The following is a 15,556-nucleotide window of genomic DNA, read 5'->3' on the forward strand; positions in this document are numbered from 1 at the left end:
TTATGTGGGCGCCTGCTTGGTGCAGGGCCGCTTGGGTCTGGTTCAATCGGGGCGGCGCCGACGCAAGACGGAGGCGGCCACCAGCACTGAGGCGGCGAGCAAGGGCCAGATGGACAGTTCTTGGCTGGGCTGGCTGATGAAGATCAGTTCGTTAAGCAGGTTGGTCATGATGGGCTCCCGGTTTGTGTGCATGAATCGCCTGGACATTTCGTGCCATGCAATTTGAATGCCAATTTAAGGGTTAACCATGTATGGGGTGTGACGCCGGCTTGGCTTGATCAGAGCCACCGGGCTCAAGGCAGATGACAATCGAGCCCATTGCGATGGGCATGACAGAGGATGAGTGGGATGGCGTGGAGTGAACGAACCCAGCCGATTGTGGCGATCGCGACGGCTTCGGGCCGTGGGGCGGTGGGCATTGTGCGGGTGTCGGGCAAAGGCTTGAGCGGGCTGATTCAGGCCCTGGTAGGCCGTGAATTGCCGCCGCGTCAGGCGGTGTATGGCCCGTTTCGTGACGGCCATGGCGAAGCCATTGACCATGGGCTGGCGCTGTTTTTCCCAGGCCCGCACAGCTACACCGGCGAAGACGTGCTGGAACTGCAGGGCCACGGCGGCCCCGTGGTGATGCAGTTGTTGCTGGCTCGCTGCCTGGAGGCGGCCGCCGAGGCAGACCCAGGCACCGGTCGGGCCCGTTTGCCGGGTCTTCGCCTGGCCGAGCCGGGAGAGTTCACCCAGCGCGCTTTCCTGAATGACAAGATCGACCTGGCCCAGGCCGAAGCGATTGCCGATTTGATTGACGCCAGCACCGAGGCGGCAGCCCGGTCGGCCAGTCGCTCGTTGGGAGGGGTGTTTTCGAAGGAAATCGACGATCTGCGTGACCGCATGATCAACCTGCGCATGCTGGTGGAGGCCACGCTGGACTTTCCCGAAGAGGAAATCGATTTCCTGGAGAAGGCCGATGCACGCGGCAAGTTGCAGCGCATTGCCGACCAGCTCGACACCGTGTTGGGCCAGGCCAAGCAGGGGGCCTTGCTGCGCGAGGGACTGCAGGTGGTGCTGGCGGGGCAGCCGAATGCGGGCAAGAGTTCTTTGCTCAATGCCCTGGCCGGGGCGGAGTTGGCCATCGTCACCCCGATTGCTGGCACGACCCGAGACAAGGTGAGCGAGACGATTCAGATTGAAGGCGTGCCGCTGCACGTGATTGACACCGCGGGGCTGCGAGCCGACCACGAGGCCACCGATGAGGTCGAGCGCATTGGCATGGCGCGCAGCTGGGAGGCCATTGAAGGGGCCGATGCGGTGCTGTTCCTGCACGATCTGACCCGGTTGGACGAGGCGGTGTACGCGGCAGCGGACGCCGACATTGCCACGCGTTTGCCTAGCCATGTGCCCGTGGTGCACGTGTTCAACAAGGTCGATGCGCCCGGCGCGGCCACGGTGCCGGCGCTGGCTGAGGGGCAGGAGTGGGTGGCCCTGTCAGCCCGAACCGGACAGGGGCTGGAGGCTTTGCGCCAGACTTTGCTGCGGCTGGCGGGGTGGCAGGCGGCGCAGGAGGGGGTGTTCATTGCCCGCCAGCGCCATGTGCAGTCTTTGCGCCTGGCGCGCGAGCATGTGGAAACCGCACAGGCCCATGCAGCCCTGGCCGATGGCGCGTTGGACCTGATGGCGGAAGAGCTGCGGCTGGCGCACAATGCACTGGGAACGATCACCGGCGCCTTCTCGTCGGACGATCTGCTGGGCGAGATCTTCACGCGGTTCTGCATAGGCAAATAGCCTGTACGCAACACGTTGACCGCGCCTCGGTGGTGATCGATAGAATGGTCCGGTTACGCGCGTAAGCGCGATCTTTTGGAAGCTTGAGGCGAAGATGCAGGTTACCGAGCTGATTCAGGCGATTCAGACTTTGAACACGGAAGACGCCTTCCGTCCGCGACTGGATCCACAGCAATGGCGCACTTTCGGGCAGTATCTGACCCGACATGAGTTGCGCGCCGGTGACTTGCTGGTCAAGCAAGGCGACCACGATCGCACCGTGTACTTCCTGGGCCAGGGTTCCTTGCAGGTGTTCGTGACCGGGCTGGCGCCGGGTGCTTCACGCATTGCCATCTTGCGCCCGGGCGCCATGATCGGTGAGCCGGGGCTGTTTGCCGATGGCCCTCGTACGGCGAATGTAGAGGCCATGACCCCCTGTGTGGTGTTTGCCCTGCGTTTGCCGCGTTTTGAAGAGCTGGCTGCTCGCGTGCCCTCGGTGGCCGTGGAAGTGGTGCGGGCGGCGGGTGCCGTGATGGCAGTGCGCATGCGCGCCAACATGGCCAGGCATATTCCGTCGGCCTGACCATGGGGATTGGCAGCGGCGTGCGGCGCCCCACCATTCTGGTGGCGGACGATTCACCCCAGAACATCGAGTTGCTGTCTCGCATCCTGGGGCAGGACTACCGTATCAAGGTGGCCACCTCGGGCGAAAAGGCGCTGCAGATCGCTTATTCCGACGAGCCACCTGACCTGATCCTGCTCGACATCATGATGCCCGACCTCAGCGGGCACGAGGTGTGTCGCCGCATCAAGGCCAACCCCGACCGTCGCCGCATCCCGATCATTTTTGTGACGGCCATGTCGACGGTGGAAGACGAGAGCCTGGGCCTGGCCATTGGCGCGGTCGACTACATCACCAAGCCGATCAGCCCACCGCTGGTGCAGGCCCGTGTGCGCACGCACCTGGCTCTGTTTGACCAGACCCGTGAGCTGGAACGCATGGTGGCGCAGCGCACCAGCGAGTTGCTGGCCACACGCCAGCAGATCATTCGCCGCCTGGGGCGCGCCGCCGAGTTCAAGGACAATGAAACTGGCAACCATGTGATCCGCATGAGCCACATCTGCCGCCTGATCGGGCAGCAGGCCGGCCTGGGCCCAGAATCTTTGCAGCTGTTGTTTCAAACGGCGGCCATGCACGATGTGGGCAAGATCGGTATTCCGGACCAGATCCTGCTCAAGCCGGGGCCACTGGATGACGACGAGCGCAAGGTCATTCACAAGCATCCGCAGATCGGGGCTGACATCATTGGCAAGCATGACAATGAGCTGTTGGCCACGGCCCGCTCCATCGCATTGACCCACCACGAGCGCTGGGATGGATCCGGTTACCCGCAGGGCCTCAAAGGCGATCAGATTCCGCTGTTTGGCCGCATTGTGGCCATTGCCGATGTGTTCGATGCCTTGGTGAACAAACGCCCCTACAAGGACGCGCTGCCGGTGTCGCAGGCCTTGGCGATCATGACCGAGGAACGGGGCCGTCATTTCGACCCCCATTTGCTTGACTGCTTCTTGCAGCAGCAGTTCGAGATTCTCAAGATCATGGACCTGTACTCTGACGAGCGCGGGGCCATGACCGATGCCTCACCCCTGTGAGGCTGGGTTGAGCTGCTGCAGACATTCGGCTGCACGGTCGAAGTCGTATTGCTCCAGTGCCTGCTTGAGTTGAGACACGGTTTTTACCTGGTGGAGTTCCGGCCACAGTTGCAGGACCTCTTGTATCAAGTCGCCAGAGTGGGCATCGTTGTCGGCAACGAGCTCAGCCAGACGCACCCAATACGGTTGCAGGTTGGCATCTTGTGCCAGCTGCGAGGCTCGCTGGCTGGAGACGGCTTCGTTTTGCTGCACCACCAGGGCAATGTCATCGAGCACGCGGGGCAGTTCTTCGAGGGTCTGCTTCAGAGGCAATTGGCAGTCGAGCCCGTTGTGCAAGGCTTGTTCCAATTCGTTGGCGGCAGCCAGCAGTTTCTTGGCGCCGATGTTGCCGGCCAGACCCTTGAGGGTGTGGGCGACCTGGATGGCTTGTTCAGGGTCGTTGGCGGCGGCGCGGAACTCGCTTTCGAACTGGGATTGGGTTTTGGCAAAGCCTTTGAGCAGACGGCGGTAGAGATCGAGGTTGCCCATGCAGCGTGCCAGGCCGTCGACGGTGTCGAGAGCCGTGGTCAGCGGCAGCACGGGGCCGCGAGCTTCGGTCGAGGCGTGGCCCACCGCAGGGCGGGCAGGGGTGATCCATCGAGCCAGGATGGTGAACATGCTGTTGAGGTCGAGTGGCTTGGTGATGTGATCGTTCATGCCTGACTGCAATACGCGCTCGCGGTCTGCGGCCATGGCGCTGGCGGTCATGGCGATGATGGGCAGGTTGGACCAGGCGGGTTCCTCGCGGATGCGCTGCGATGCGGTGTAGCCATCCATCACCGGCATCTGGCAGTCCATGAGCACGCCATCAAACGGCCCGTCAGCACGGAGTTTGTTGAGTGCCTCGAGCCCGTTGACAGCGGTAATCACGGTCAGTCCGGCGCGTTCAAGCAGGTCGCAAGCAAGCTCTTGATTGAGGGGCTGGTCTTCCACCAGCAGAACCCGTGCACCGGCCAGATGGCGCTGGGCCTTTTGCAGGATCTTGCTGGTGTTTTGCACATTGGATGTGGGGGCCACTTCCTGACCGAGTGACTGAACCAGGGAGTCGAGCAGGGTGGACGGGGTGATCGGTTTGGTGATGACCGCCGACAGGCCCAGACCTTTCGCAGCCTGGATGGCCTCTTCCCGGGCAAAGGCCGTCACGAGCAACACACAAGGGCGATGCTGGGGGGGCATGGTCAGCGCACGTCGAGCGAACTCGATGCCATCCATGCCAGGCATTTTCCAGTCGGTGATCAACACCTGATGAGGTTGACCCGCCTTGTAAGCTTGCTCAAGCAAGGCCAAGGCTTGTTCGCCGCCGTTGGCGACGTCGACTTGCAAGCCCAGACGTCGAATCATCTCCCCCATCACTTCGCGGGCCGCGGGGTGGTCATCGACCAGCAGGACCCGTTTGCCTTGTAACTCGCTGGCCATGAGGGCGCGGCGGTTGCTGGCTTGTTTCTGAATGCCGAAGCGGGCAGTGAAGTGGAAGGTAGAGCCCCGCCCGGGTTGGCTGTCGACCCAGATCTGGCCGTGCATGAGCTCGGTGAGCTGGCGCGAAATGGTCAGACCCAGCCCCGTGCCCCCGAACTGTCGGGTGGTGGAGCTGTCGCCTTGGGTAAAGGGTTGGAACAGACGGTCGATCTGCTCGGGGCTCATGCCGATGCCGGTGTCGCGCACCCAGAAATGCAAGGTCACTTCACGCGGGTTCTGGCGCTGCACTTCGCAGCCAATCAAGACCTCGCCTTGGCTGGTGAACTTGATGGCGTTGTTGCCCAGGTTGATCAGGATCTGGCCCAGACGGGTGGGGTCGCCAATGAGGGAGGTGGGGATGTCGGGCGGGGCGGTGAACAGCAACTCCAGGCCCTTTTCTTCGGCTTTCACTCCCAGCACATCGGCCATGTTGCTGATGACGGTTTCGAGCTGGAAGTCGATGCTTTCCAGTTCGAGTTTCCCCGATTCGATCTTGGAGACGTCGAGCACGTCGTTGAGGATCTGCAGCAGGTTGCCGGCGGCGCGATGGGCCTTGTCGACGTAGTTGCGTGCGCGCTCGGGCAGGTGGTCGTCCATCAAGGCCAGATGGGTCATGCCCAGCACGGCATTCATGGGGGTGCGGATCTCGTGGCTCATGTTGGCCAGGAAGCGCGATTTGGCCAGGGCCGCGGCCTGGGCTGCTTGTTGCGCCGCCACGATGGCGGCTTCAGCCTGTTTGCGGGCGGTGATGTCTTGGATGATGGCGCACACCTGGCGCTTGCCGTCGTGATGGAAGGGAATGGCGACCACATCGGCGTCGAAGGGCTGGCCATGAAGACGGCTGTGGACCCATTCGAAGTGCATGATTTGACCCGACTGGATGCCATCGAGGATGTGTTTGAGCTTGGTCGCCAATTCGTCGTTTTGCGGGCTCAAAGGGGGACTCATCGGCGGCAGGTTGGGTTGGAGACCGATGAGGTCTTGTTCCTTCTCGGCCCCGAACATGGCCAGCGCGGCGGGGTTGCAGCGGGTCACCAGAAGGTCTTCGTCAAAGAAGAGGAAGCTGAACGGAGCATGCTCGAACACCGCTTGGGAGCGGGCATCGATCTGCTTGCGTTCGGTGATGTCAGCCCAGTAGCCGTTGTAGGTGAGGCTGCCGTCAGGGTGGTGAGTGGCCTGGCTGTGGCAGCTCAGCCAGACATGGCGGTCATGGTGGTGCAGCGCAAACTCGACGCCTTGAGTTGGGGGGCGCATGGTGGGCAGTCCCGCCATACGCCAGGGGCGAGTGGGGTCTTGTTGGAGGTCTTGCGGCGAGATGCCCAAGCGTTCTTCGAGGCCGCCGCCAATGAAGGTGAAGTGCCCCGGGCCTTGCACGGGTTGGTGGTAGCGGAACACGGTCAGCGGCAGGGCTTGTGCCATGTCCTGCAGCTCCTGCTGGGCCTGGGTGAGGGTGCGAATGCGTTGCGCCCGCTGGTCGCGGAACGCCAGGAAGGCATAGCCCATCAGCAGCACCAGCCCCATGCCGGTGCCCCAGGTGGCGACCACGCCCGACTCTCCCTCGGTGGGAATGAGACTCCACACTTGCAAGTGGCCATAGGCCAAGGGGTTGGACAGCACGAGATAGCGTTGCCCGCCTTTGCGGATGGTGGTGATGTTCTTGCCACGCACGTGAACCGAGTCGAATTCCCAGTCCAGCACAGAGGGGACTTTCTGGTACAGGCTCATGTAAGTGGCGTCTGCCACATTGCGCGTGGCAGGGGTTTCGATGCGCTGCAGGATGTCGTGGCTTTGGTTGCTCATGAGGACGACACCTTGGCCATCGGTGACATACAGGTGACGCGTGGCATCGCTCATCAGGCGCTGCAGGGCCTGCGATTCCTGCTTGACGACCACGAGGCCGCTGGGCTTGTCGGCGCTGCCGACGCGAGCTGAAAAATAGAAACCCGGCACCTTGGTGACACGGCCCACCAGGAACTGCGTGGCGCTGCCGTTCTCAATGGCTTCGGTGAAGTACTGCCGCGTGCGCCGGTTGCCCCCGAGGTTGTTGACGGCTGTTTCAAAGAGGCTGTCGCCGACGATGGTGCCGTAGGGGTCGGTCAGGTAAATCTGCGTGACCTGGAAGTCGATGGCGCTTTCGCGTAAGGTGTCGCTGATGTCGCGCACATCGGCCCGACGTGTGAGCTGGTCGGTCAGGGCTTTGCGCTCGGTGTCGGGCATGGAGGAGCTGGAGTCGATCTCGATGTGCGAGAGGAACTCGACCACATGACTTTGCCGACCCAAGGCGCGGGGCAGGGCCGTGAGTTGCTGGAAGGTCACTTCCAGCGATTCGTGCAGGCTGGTCAGGCGGTGCTGTCCGGCCTGGATTTGCTCGTAACGGTGCGCTTCGATGCGGTCCTGGATGATCGCCACGGCAGCGACCAGGACAATGATGGTCCAGATCACGGTGTACCGTGTCAGACGACGTGTTACCACTGACAGCGCGTTCTTGGGGCTGGCTTGTTCCATGGTCTCCCTCTCCTGGGAGACTGAGTGTGCCCCGTTTGCGTGACACAGCCTAGGGGCGTGACCCTTGTCGCTGTGTGATTTTTACCCTTTGAGCAACAAGCTTGCAGTTCGATTCAGATCCTGCGGCCGGCCGGACAGCACAAGGGTGTCGCCTTCGAGCAAAGGCAGGTCGTCGCTGGGGTCAATCACGGCACCCGAGGCACGTCGCACGGACACGATGATGACCTGGACGTCCAGATCTCGCAGCACGTCACCGAGCACGCGGCCCACACAAGCCGAGTCTTGCGTGAGGGTGACCGACGACAGGCGCTGCAACTCCAGCTCGTCGACGCTGTCGTCGTCGGCGCCGTGGAAATAGCCACGCAACAGACCGTAGCGAGCGGCCCGCTGATCTTGAACCAGACGGAACACCCGGCGAATGGGGACACCTGCCAGCACGAGGGCTTGTGAGGCCAGCATCAGGGAGCCTTCGATGGCTTCCGGGACCACCACCGTGGCCCCGGCGGTTTGCAGCTCATCGAGGCTGGCGTCGTCGATGGTACGGACCACCACCGGCACTTGGGGGGCGTGCTCGTGCACATGGCGCAGGATTTTGCGAGCCGAGGCGGTGTGGGGGTAAGTGACCACCACGGCTGCCGCCCGCGACAAGCCGGCCGCGCTCAGGCTTTGCAGGCGGGTGGCATCGCCAAACACCACGTTTTGTCCGGCGGCGGCGGCCTGGTGAACCCGGTCCGGGTCCAGATCGAGCGCCATGTAGGGGATGCGCTCTTTCTGCAGCAGACGCGCCAGGTTCTGCCCGCTGCGGCCGTAGCCGCAAATGAGCACGTGCTTTTCTGTGTTGATGGACTTGGACGCGATCTTGGTCATGGCCAGCGATTGCATCATCCAGTCGGTAGACGACAGCCGCATGACGATGCGGTTGCTGTACATGATGATGAAGGGCGTGGCCAGCATGGACAGCACCATGGACGCCAGCAGAGGGCTTTGCACGCTCAGGGGCAGCAGCTTGTTGTCATACGCCAGCGACAACAACACGAAGCCGAATTCACCCGCCTGGGCCAGATACAGCCCCGTGCGCAAGGCCACGCCGGTGGGGGCTCCGAACAGCTTGGCCAGTGAGGTGATGAGGCCGAATTTGAACAGCACCGGCAGGGTGGTGAGCATGAGCACCAGGGCCCATTGATCGATCAGGCTGTGCCAGTCGAGCTTCATGCCGATGGTGATGAAGAACAGGCCCAGCAGCACGTCGTGGAACGGCCGGATATCGGTTTCCACCTGGGGCTTGTATTCGGTTTCGGCAATCAGCATGCCGGCAACGAAGGCGCCCAGGGCCAGCGACAGGCCGAAGTGTTCGGTCAGGGCGGCCAGACCTAGCGTGACAAACAGCAGGTTGAGCATGAAGAGCTCTTCGCTCTTGCGGCGCGCCACCACGGTGAACCACATGTGCATCAGCTTCTGACCACCGGCCAGCAGCACCGCCAGCAGCACACCGGCTTTCAACCCGGCAATGGCCAACGTGCGGGTGAGTTCGCTGGCGCTGTCGCCCAGGGCGGGAATCAGCACCAGCAAGGGCACCACGGCCAGATCCTGAAACAGCAAGATGCCCATGACGCGGCGACCGTGTTCCGATTCCAGCTCCAGCCGTTCCGACATGAGCTTGCCGACGATGGCCGTGCTGCTCATGGCCAGCGCGCCGCCCAGAGCGACCGCACTTTGCCAGTTGATGCCCCAGCCCAGCAGGCCGCCATGGTGACCGAACTGCACCATCAGGTAGCCCAGGCCCAGGTGACCCACCAGGGTGCCGAGCATGGTCAGGCCCACCTGGCTGAAGCCCAAGCCGAACACCAGCGACTTCATGCTCTTGAGCTTGGGCAGGTTGAACTCCAGCCCGATGACGAACATCAGAAACACCACGCCGAACTCGGCCAGGTAGCGCACGCCGGCTGAATCTTTGGCCAGGGCGAGCGCGTTGGGCCCAATGACCACCCCTACGGCGAGGTAGCCCAGCATGGCGGGCAGGCGTAACAGGCGGCAAACCACCACACCGATCACGGCAGCAAACAGGTAAAGAAGGGTGAGGTCGAGCGTGGTGGCCATGTTGTCCCTAGAATCCCCTGATCGTACCCGGCACAGAGACAGGTTTGAACAAGATGGTTGCAACGACAACAACGCCCGCGCCCGAGCAGGATCGCGCGGGCATCGTGGCCCTGGCCACCCAGGCCCTGGACATTGAAGCCCAGGCCCTGTTGGGGCTGAAACAGCGTCTGGCCGGACCCAGTGGCGAAGCCTTTGCCCAGGCCGTGCGCATTGTGCTGGCCTGCAAGGGCCGCCTGGTGGTGATGGGCATGGGCAAGAGTGGCCATGTGGGCCGCAAGATCGTGGCCACGCTGGCCTCCACCGGCACGCCGTCCATGTTCGTGCACCCGGCCGAGGCCCACCACGGTGATCTGGGTATGGTCACGCCGGGTGATGTGGTGCTGGCCATTTCCAATTCGGGTGAAAGTGAAGAACTCACGGCCTTGCTGCCGGTGCTCAAGCGTCAGGGGGTGCCGCTGCTGGCCATGACGGGCCGCCCGGGTTCGTCTTTGGCGCGGCACGCCGATGTGGTGCTTGACAGTGCCGTCGAGCAAGAAGCCTGCCCGTTGAATCTGGCACCCACGGCGTCCACCACCGCGCAGATGGCCCTGGGCGATGCCCTGGCCGTGGCCTTGCTGGAGTTGCGCGGCTTCAAGGCCGAAGACTTTGCCCGCTCTCATCCCGGCGGTTCGCTGGGCCGCAAGCTGCTGACCCACCTGCGTGACGTGATGCGTTCGGGTGCGGCGGTGCCTCGGGTCAGCCCGCAGGCTGGCTTTGGCGAACTGATGAGCGAAATGAGCGCCAAAGGCCTGGGGGCGGCCGCCGTGGTCGATGCCCATGGCCGTGTGGCCGGCATCTTCACCGATGGCGATTTGCGTCGCAAGATTGAAGCGGGTGTGGATCTGCGCACCGTGCTGGCCGGTGAAGTGATGACCCCGGGGCCTCGCACCATTCGCGACGACGTGTTGGCCGCGGAGGCCGTGTCCCTGATGGAAACCCATCGCATCAATGTGCTGCTGGTGGTCGACGCCGATGGCGTGCTGGTGGGCGCGGTCAACACCAACGACCTGATGCGCGCGAAGGTGATCTGAGATGCGCACGATTGAACCCACCCTGAGTTTTGACGAGGCCCTCAAGCCCAAGGCTTCGCGCATCAAGGCGGCCATTTTTGATGTGGACGGTGTGCTGACCGATGCCACGCTGTACATCAGCGAGGCGGGCGAAACGCTCAAGGCCTTCAACGCGCTGGATGGGCACGGCCTGAAGCTGCTGGCCCAAGGTGGCATCAAGCCCATCGTGATCACGGGGCGAGATTCGCCTGCCGTGCGTCGCCGTTTGAAAGACCTGGGTGTGACCCACGCGGTGTTTGGTGCACACGACAAGCTGGCGGCCGCCGGCCCCTTGCTGGCTGAGTTGGGTGTGGCCTGGCACGAGCTCGCCGTGATGGGCGACGACTGGCCCGATCTGCCCTTGCTGGTACGGGCGGGCCTGGCGCTGGCGCCAGCCAATGCCCACGCCGAGGTGAAGGCGGTGTCGGATTACACCAGCGGCTTGCGTGGCGGCCAAGGCTTTGCCCGCGAGTGCTGTGACCTGATGCTGTGGGCCACCGGTGCCTATGGCCGCTTGCTGCATGGTCATCTGGAAACGCTCGACACGAACGTGCATGGCGGCCCCAAGGAGGGTCGGGCATGACCCTCTTCGAGCGTGCCGTTGCCGGGTTGCAGGCCAACTTGCCCATGCTGCTGGCAGCGGGGCTGGCAGGCTTCACCTGGTGGCTGATTCAAGCCACGCCGAAAGACGATGGGCCGGCTCGCCCGGCTCGGGTGGCCAGCACGCCTGACTATGTGTTGACCGAGGCCACGGTGGCCCGTTTCGATGCTCAGGGCCGGTTGCAGGGCGTGGTCGATGGGCAGGCCATTCGCCACTATCCGGGCGATGACCAGCTGCAGATCGATCAGATGGTGCTGTCGGCTCGCGATGAAAAGGGCCAGGGCCTGCACGCCGTGGCGCGTGAAGGTCTGGCCAATGGTCAAGCCGAGGTGGTCGTGATTCGTGGCGGCGCCAATGTGGTCGCCACCCCCGCGTCGGGTGCGGTGTCCGGGGGGCGTGCGCTGCGGGGCCCTGTGCGCTTGCATGGTGAAGAGTTCAAAGTGGACTCGCGGGCCCATGTCCTGACCTCAGACCAACCCGTCACCATGGTGCATGACAGCGGCGAGATCCGCGGCACGGCCTTGCGCTATGAGCAGCTCACCGGCATCACCCTTTTGCAAGGGCGGGTCGTGGGGCACTACCACGGCTTGCCTAGCCGTTGATGGGGGCCCCATGAGTCGTCTGGTTTTCATCACCGGCGCGTCCAGCGGCATTGGCCAGGCGCTGGCGGCCCGCTATGCGCGCGACGGCTGGCGCGTGGCCCTGGTGGCGCGTCGGGTGCTGGCCTTGCAGGACTGGGCGCGGGCCCAAGGCTTGGGGCCGGACCGTTGCGCCGTGTTTGCAGCCGATGTGCGTGACGAGGCGCAACTGCGCCAGGCGGCTCAGGCTTGCATGGATCTGTGGGGCGTGCCCGATGTGGTGGTGGCCAACGCGGGCATCAGCGTGGGCATCGACCTGGATTACGCCGAAGACCTGGCCGTGTTGCGCGATCTGATGGACACCAACGTGATGGGGCTGGCAGCGACGTTTCAGCCTTTCATTGGCCCCATGAAGCAGCGCGGTTCTGGCACCTTGGTGGGCGTGGCCAGCGTGGCTTCGGTGCGCGGTTTGCCTGGACACGCCGGGTACTGCGCGGCCAAGGGGGCGGTGGTTCAGTTATGCGAAACCTTGCGTGGCGAACTCAAACCCCATGGGGTAGCGGTGGTCACGCTGGCCCCGGGCTATGTGGCCACCCCCTTGACCCGCGACAACGATTACCCAATGCCCTTCCTGATGCAGCCCGATCGGTTTGCCGACCTGGCCGTCAAGGCGATTGAAGCCCGGGTGCGCTGGCGCGTCATTCCCTGGCAAATGGGGGTGGTGGCCACCGTCTTGAAGTTCATGCCCAGAGGGCTGTTTGATGCGGTGGTGGGGGCTCAGCGCCACCGCAAGAAACGCCGACGCGTCTGATCGGTCAATGGTGGCCGCGGCCATGCCCCTTGCCATGGCCATGCCCGTGGTCATGGCGATCATGGTGGTGATGGTCCTCGTAGTACACAGGGGCACTGTCACGCACAAAGTACACCGGCTGGTTGCAGGCTTGGTAACGCCCGCAGTAACGGCCCCATTGCTTGTAATGGCCGGGAGGCACGCGCATGTAGATGGGGCGCACGGGGTAAGCGGGGCGGGGGCCGATGATGACCGGTTCGGCATAGATGACCGCGGGCGGAGGCTGATTGCCGAAGTCGACACGACCATAAAAACCCGGCTGGTTCACGGACACGCTGACCCCCACATCGGTGGCGGCGAGGGCGGAGGTGCTGAGGGCCACGGCGCCGAGGGCGGCGAACATCCAGCGGGACAAGGTCTTGTTCATGAGAATCCTTTGATGCCTGAAAAACAAAAAGGCAATGCTTTAACGCATTGCCTTTCTCTCTCGATGACGTAACGAACGGTGAAGTTCGTTGCGACGTCTTCAAGCAGGGGTCAGATTAGTAACCGCCGCCGTAGCCGCCGTCACCACGGCCACCGCCGTAGCCGCCACCACCTTCGCGACGGCCACCGCCGTAGCCACCACCGCCTTCACGACGGCCACCACCGTAGCCACCGCCGCCGCCTTCACGGCCGCCGCCGTAGCCGCCACCGCCTTCACGACGGCCGCCGCCGAAGCCGCCACCACCGCCATTGCCGCCGCCGTAGGGGCTGCGGAAGCCAGCAGGACGCTCTTCACGAGGACGAGCTTCGTTCACGACCACAGCGCGGCCGGCAACGGGTTGGCCGTTCAGGCCGTTGATAGCAGCTTGGGCTTCTGCGTCAGAGCCCATTTCCACGAAACCGAAACCCTTGGAACGGCCGGTGTCACGGTCCATCATGACCTTGGCGGAGGTCACGGCGCCGTACTGGGAGAAAGCGTCATTCAGATCCTGATCGCGCACGCTGTAGGCCAAGTTGCCCACGTAAAGTTTGTTGCCCACGAGAGAGCCCCTTTCAATCTAACAAAGTAACCATGTGGAGCTTCTACCCATCAGGACCCATTTCCAAAGACGGTGCCGCTTCCAGACACAGACGAAACCATTATGAGATAACTAATCCTGTTCAGCTAGATATTTCAACCCTTATTTGTGCGCGAATGTCAACCACATATACCGCTTGTTGTACTTGATCGTCAAAAACAGATCCGGGCTTGCCCCTATGATCGACAGCCGCGACAGCGACTTTTATTCGATTTGAGGGTTTCGGGGCCGGCATGACGGACAAGCGATTTGACTGGTGGCGCGCCATGGCGCAGGTGCTCGGCAGCATCGAAGCGGTGCGTGACGGTCGCGCCATGTATGTGTTGCTAGCCGCATTTGCCGGCGCGGGGACCAGCATGGCCATGGCGCGTACGTCTCTGGCGCAGGGGCAACTCGCCTGGGCGGTGGGGCAGGGGGCGCTGGCCTTGTTCATCGCGTTCTACGGTAGCCAGGCCACGGGGCTGTTGCTGATGGACCGGGCCATGGGCCGGTCCCCGCGCGAAGTGGCCGATGCCGTGGTCGACGCGCTCGGTGTGGGGCACCGGGTGCTGGTGGCGCTGGCGTCGGTGCTGCTGCTGTTGGCCGCCGTGGCGGGCGTCATCGTCGGGCTGTTCTGGCTGTGTAGTCTGGCGGTGATCGGGCCCTGGTTGTATGCCCTGGTCCTGCCGCTGACCGTGATCACGCTGGGCGCCATGCTGGTGGCGGGGGCGTCCATCCTGGGGCCGTTGACGGGGCCGATCGTCTGGTCGGGGGCCACTTCGGTGCAGACCCTGCGTCAGTTGGGGCAGCTGTTTCGGCATCAGGTGCTGCGCGCGGTGGCCTTGATGGCCGGGCTCAGTCTGGTCACCGCCCTGGTGGGGGCCGGGGTCAGTCTGGTGGTGCTGCTGGCCGGACGGGTGATGGCCGAGTTGTCGGTGTGGATGCTCGGCGTCAACGTGCCTGCCGAGATCCTGATGGCCGGCTTGCTGGGGCATGCCGTGCATGCGGTCGATCCACAGTTGGTGTCGCCTGACGCGATGCCCTATATCGCCGCAGCGAACGTGGGCGGGGGCGTGGTGTTTGCCATTGCGCTGGTGTTGCCCACCCTGGTGTATCTGCGCGGGGTGTCTGAAATTTACCTGGCGCTGCAGGCCTCGCCTGTAGAAGCGGGAGGGCAGTGAGATGGGGGCCGCGATGATGTGTCCGTGCGGTCGAGGTGCGGCATATGCCGACTGCTGTGGTCGCTACCATGCCGGGCCTCTGGCGCTGCAGGCACCAGACCCGGAGTCCTTGATGCGGTCGCGGTACTCGGCCTTTGCCCTCGACTTGCGGCCGTATCTGCTGGCCACCTGGCATGCCGACCATCGGCCCGCCGAGCTGGAGCCGCCCGAGCCGGGTCTGAAATGGCTGGGCCTGGACGTGCGCCGGGCGCAGATGCTTGAGGCCGACCGCGGGTTGGTGGAGTTTGTGGCGCGCAGCAAGCTGGGCGGGCGAGCGCACCGCTTGCATGAGATCAGCGAGTTCGTGCGCGAAGGGGGCCGGTGGTATTACACCCGCGCCCTCCATGAACCGGGGCAGGGTTGATAGGCTGGCGTTAACGCTTCGGCCAGTCTGAGGCGTCGGCATCGAAACCGGTCTCGATTTCGAGTTGGGTGAGCCAGCGCATGGCTTGCTCCCGGCTGTTGCCGCACATTTCTTCCGAGGGTTGCAGCGAGCCACAGACGGCCGGGCGCTCCGGGCGGCCGAACAAGGTGCAACGCAAGTCAGCGTCGAGGCAGGGGCAGGGCATACCGGCCGGTTTGCCCTTGGGCAGACCGGGTAGCGGGGACGAGATGGACGGCGCCGTGCAGCAGGCCGCACAGCCGGATCGACAGTTCATGTCGACCATTGTGCACGGCCCACTGGGCTCCCCCTGTCTTTGTGGGGGCATCTTAGGGTGTGCAGTTTGGCGCGGC

15 protein-coding genes are annotated in these 15,556 nt (G+C 63.8%); 9 read left to right on the plus strand and 6 right to left on the minus strand.

What is annotated here, in order from left to right; genetic code table 11:
• Positions 1–42 precede the first annotated feature (42 nt).
• Entirely contained in the window at positions 43–168 is a 126-nt protein-coding gene (locus VFW72_RS04940; protein WP_329673158.1) for a hypothetical protein, read from the minus strand.
• A gap of 180 nt (positions 169–348) precedes the next feature.
• Between VFW72_RS04940 and mnmE the strand changes: the two genes are divergently transcribed.
• The 3 genes from mnmE to VFW72_RS04955 all read left to right on the plus strand — a co-directional run bounded on the left by mnmE (position 349) and on the right by VFW72_RS04955 (position 3,405).
• Positions 349–1,773, plus strand: a complete 1,425-nt coding sequence (mnmE, locus tag VFW72_RS04945; protein WP_329673159.1) for a tRNA uridine-5-carboxymethylaminomethyl(34) synthesis GTPase MnmE — start codon at positions 349–351, stop codon at positions 1,771–1,773.
• A gap of 94 nt (positions 1,774–1,867) precedes the next feature.
• Entirely contained in the window at positions 1,868–2,335 is a 468-nt protein-coding gene (locus VFW72_RS04950; RefSeq protein WP_329673160.1) for a cyclic nucleotide-binding domain-containing protein, read from the plus strand.
• A gap of 2 nt (positions 2,336–2,337) precedes the next feature.
• Positions 2,338–3,405, plus strand: coding sequence for a two-component system response regulator (locus tag VFW72_RS04955; protein ID WP_329673161.1), 1,068 nt, complete (start codon positions 2,338–2,340; stop codon positions 3,403–3,405).
• Here VFW72_RS04955 and VFW72_RS04960 read toward each other — a convergent pair.
• On the minus strand, positions 3,394–7,404 hold the full coding sequence (locus VFW72_RS04960; protein WP_329673162.1) for a response regulator: 4,011 nt from the start codon (positions 7,402–7,404) through the stop codon (positions 3,394–3,396). The genes VFW72_RS04955 and VFW72_RS04960 overlap by 12 nt on opposite strands.
• Before the next feature lie 81 nt (positions 7,405–7,485).
• Entirely contained in the window at positions 7,486–9,501 is a 2,016-nt protein-coding gene (locus VFW72_RS04965) for a cation:proton antiporter (RefSeq protein ID WP_329673163.1), read from the minus strand.
• A gap of 53 nt (positions 9,502–9,554) precedes the next feature.
• On the opposite strand from VFW72_RS04965, the gene VFW72_RS04970 reads away from it, so the two are divergent.
• From VFW72_RS04970 to VFW72_RS04985, 4 genes are read left to right on the plus strand one after another with little or no spacing between them, the layout of a single operon-like run.
• Entirely contained in the window at positions 9,555–10,571 is a 1,017-nt protein-coding gene (locus tag VFW72_RS04970) for a KpsF/GutQ family sugar-phosphate isomerase (protein ID WP_329673164.1), read from the plus strand.
• Position 10,572: 1 nt separating this feature from the next.
• On the plus strand, positions 10,573–11,172 hold the full coding sequence (locus VFW72_RS04975; RefSeq protein WP_329673165.1) for a KdsC family phosphatase: 600 nt from the start codon (positions 10,573–10,575) through the stop codon (positions 11,170–11,172).
• A complete protein-coding gene (gene lptC, locus VFW72_RS04980) occupies positions 11,169–11,792 on the plus strand; it encodes an LPS export ABC transporter periplasmic protein LptC (protein ID WP_329673166.1) in 624 nt (207 codons plus the stop codon). The genes VFW72_RS04975 and lptC overlap by 4 nt, the downstream gene beginning before the upstream one ends.
• A gap of 10 nt (positions 11,793–11,802) precedes the next feature.
• Entirely contained in the window at positions 11,803–12,579 is a 777-nt protein-coding gene (locus VFW72_RS04985) for an SDR family oxidoreductase (protein ID WP_329673167.1), read from the plus strand.
• Positions 12,580–12,583: 4 nt separating this feature from the next.
• On the opposite strand, the gene VFW72_RS04990 is transcribed toward VFW72_RS04985, so the two are convergent.
• Both VFW72_RS04990 and VFW72_RS04995 read right to left on the minus strand, forming a co-directional pair.
• Complete coding sequence (locus tag VFW72_RS04990) at positions 12,584–12,985, minus strand: hypothetical protein (protein WP_329673168.1); 402 nt, start codon at positions 12,983–12,985, stop codon at positions 12,584–12,586.
• Between the two features lie 115 nt (positions 12,986–13,100).
• Positions 13,101–13,583: an RNA-binding protein gene (locus VFW72_RS04995; protein ID WP_329673169.1), complete on the minus strand. Its 483-nt coding sequence runs from the start codon at positions 13,581–13,583 to the stop codon at positions 13,101–13,103.
• A 272-nt stretch (positions 13,584–13,855) separates the two neighbouring features.
• Here VFW72_RS04995 and VFW72_RS05000 point away from each other — a divergent pair, with 272 nt between their 5' ends.
• Positions 13,856–14,782, plus strand: a complete 927-nt coding sequence (locus VFW72_RS05000) for a hypothetical protein (protein WP_329673170.1) — start codon at positions 13,856–13,858, stop codon at positions 14,780–14,782.
• A 13-nt stretch (positions 14,783–14,795) separates the two neighbouring features.
• On the plus strand, positions 14,796–15,185 hold the full coding sequence (locus VFW72_RS05005) for a YchJ family protein (protein WP_329673171.1): 390 nt from the start codon (positions 14,796–14,798) through the stop codon (positions 15,183–15,185).
• Between the two features lie 10 nt (positions 15,186–15,195).
• Here VFW72_RS05005 and VFW72_RS05010 read toward each other — a convergent pair whose 3' ends face one another.
• The gene (locus tag VFW72_RS05010) at positions 15,196–15,480 is read right to left on the minus strand and encodes a YkgJ family cysteine cluster protein (protein ID WP_329673172.1); all 285 of its coding nucleotides are present in this window, start codon (positions 15,478–15,480) and stop codon (positions 15,196–15,198) included.
• Positions 15,481–15,556: the final 76 nt, after the last annotated feature.

This window comes from Aquabacterium sp., assembly GCF_036273115.1.
Lineage (GTDB): Bacteria > Pseudomonadota > Gammaproteobacteria > Burkholderiales > Burkholderiaceae_C > Aquabacterium.

Bases quoted from the DNA above. Each gene is read 5' to 3' on its own strand.
- VFW72_RS04940 (WP_329673158.1), bottom strand. From the start codon at position 168: ATGACCAACCTGCTTAACGAACTGATCTTCATCAGCCAGCCCAGCCAA.
- mnmE (WP_329673159.1), top strand. From the start codon at position 349: ATGGCGTGGAGTGAACGAACCCAGCCGATTGTGGCGATCGCGACGGCT.
- VFW72_RS04950 (WP_329673160.1), top strand. From the start codon at position 1,868: ATGCAGGTTACCGAGCTGATTCAGGCGATTCAGACTTTGAACACGGAA.
- VFW72_RS04955 (WP_329673161.1), top strand. From the start codon at position 2,338: ATGGGGATTGGCAGCGGCGTGCGGCGCCCCACCATTCTGGTGGCGGAC.
- VFW72_RS04960 (WP_329673162.1), bottom strand. From the start codon at position 7,404: ATGGAACAAGCCAGCCCCAAGAACGCGCTGTCAGTGGTAACACGTCGT.
- VFW72_RS04965 (WP_329673163.1), bottom strand. From the start codon at position 9,501: ATGGCCACCACGCTCGACCTCACCCTTCTTTACCTGTTTGCTGCCGTG.
- VFW72_RS04970 (WP_329673164.1), top strand. From the start codon at position 9,555: ATGGTTGCAACGACAACAACGCCCGCGCCCGAGCAGGATCGCGCGGGC.
- VFW72_RS04975 (WP_329673165.1), top strand. From the start codon at position 10,573: ATGCGCACGATTGAACCCACCCTGAGTTTTGACGAGGCCCTCAAGCCC.
- lptC (WP_329673166.1), top strand. From the start codon at position 11,169: ATGACCCTCTTCGAGCGTGCCGTTGCCGGGTTGCAGGCCAACTTGCCC.
- VFW72_RS04985 (WP_329673167.1), top strand. From the start codon at position 11,803: ATGAGTCGTCTGGTTTTCATCACCGGCGCGTCCAGCGGCATTGGCCAG.
- VFW72_RS04990 (WP_329673168.1), bottom strand. From the start codon at position 12,985: ATGAACAAGACCTTGTCCCGCTGGATGTTCGCCGCCCTCGGCGCCGTG.
- VFW72_RS05000 (WP_329673170.1), top strand. From the start codon at position 13,856: ATGACGGACAAGCGATTTGACTGGTGGCGCGCCATGGCGCAGGTGCTC.
- VFW72_RS05005 (WP_329673171.1), top strand. From the start codon at position 14,796: ATGATGTGTCCGTGCGGTCGAGGTGCGGCATATGCCGACTGCTGTGGT.
- VFW72_RS05010 (WP_329673172.1), bottom strand. From the start codon at position 15,480: ATGAACTGTCGATCCGGCTGTGCGGCCTGCTGCACGGCGCCGTCCATC.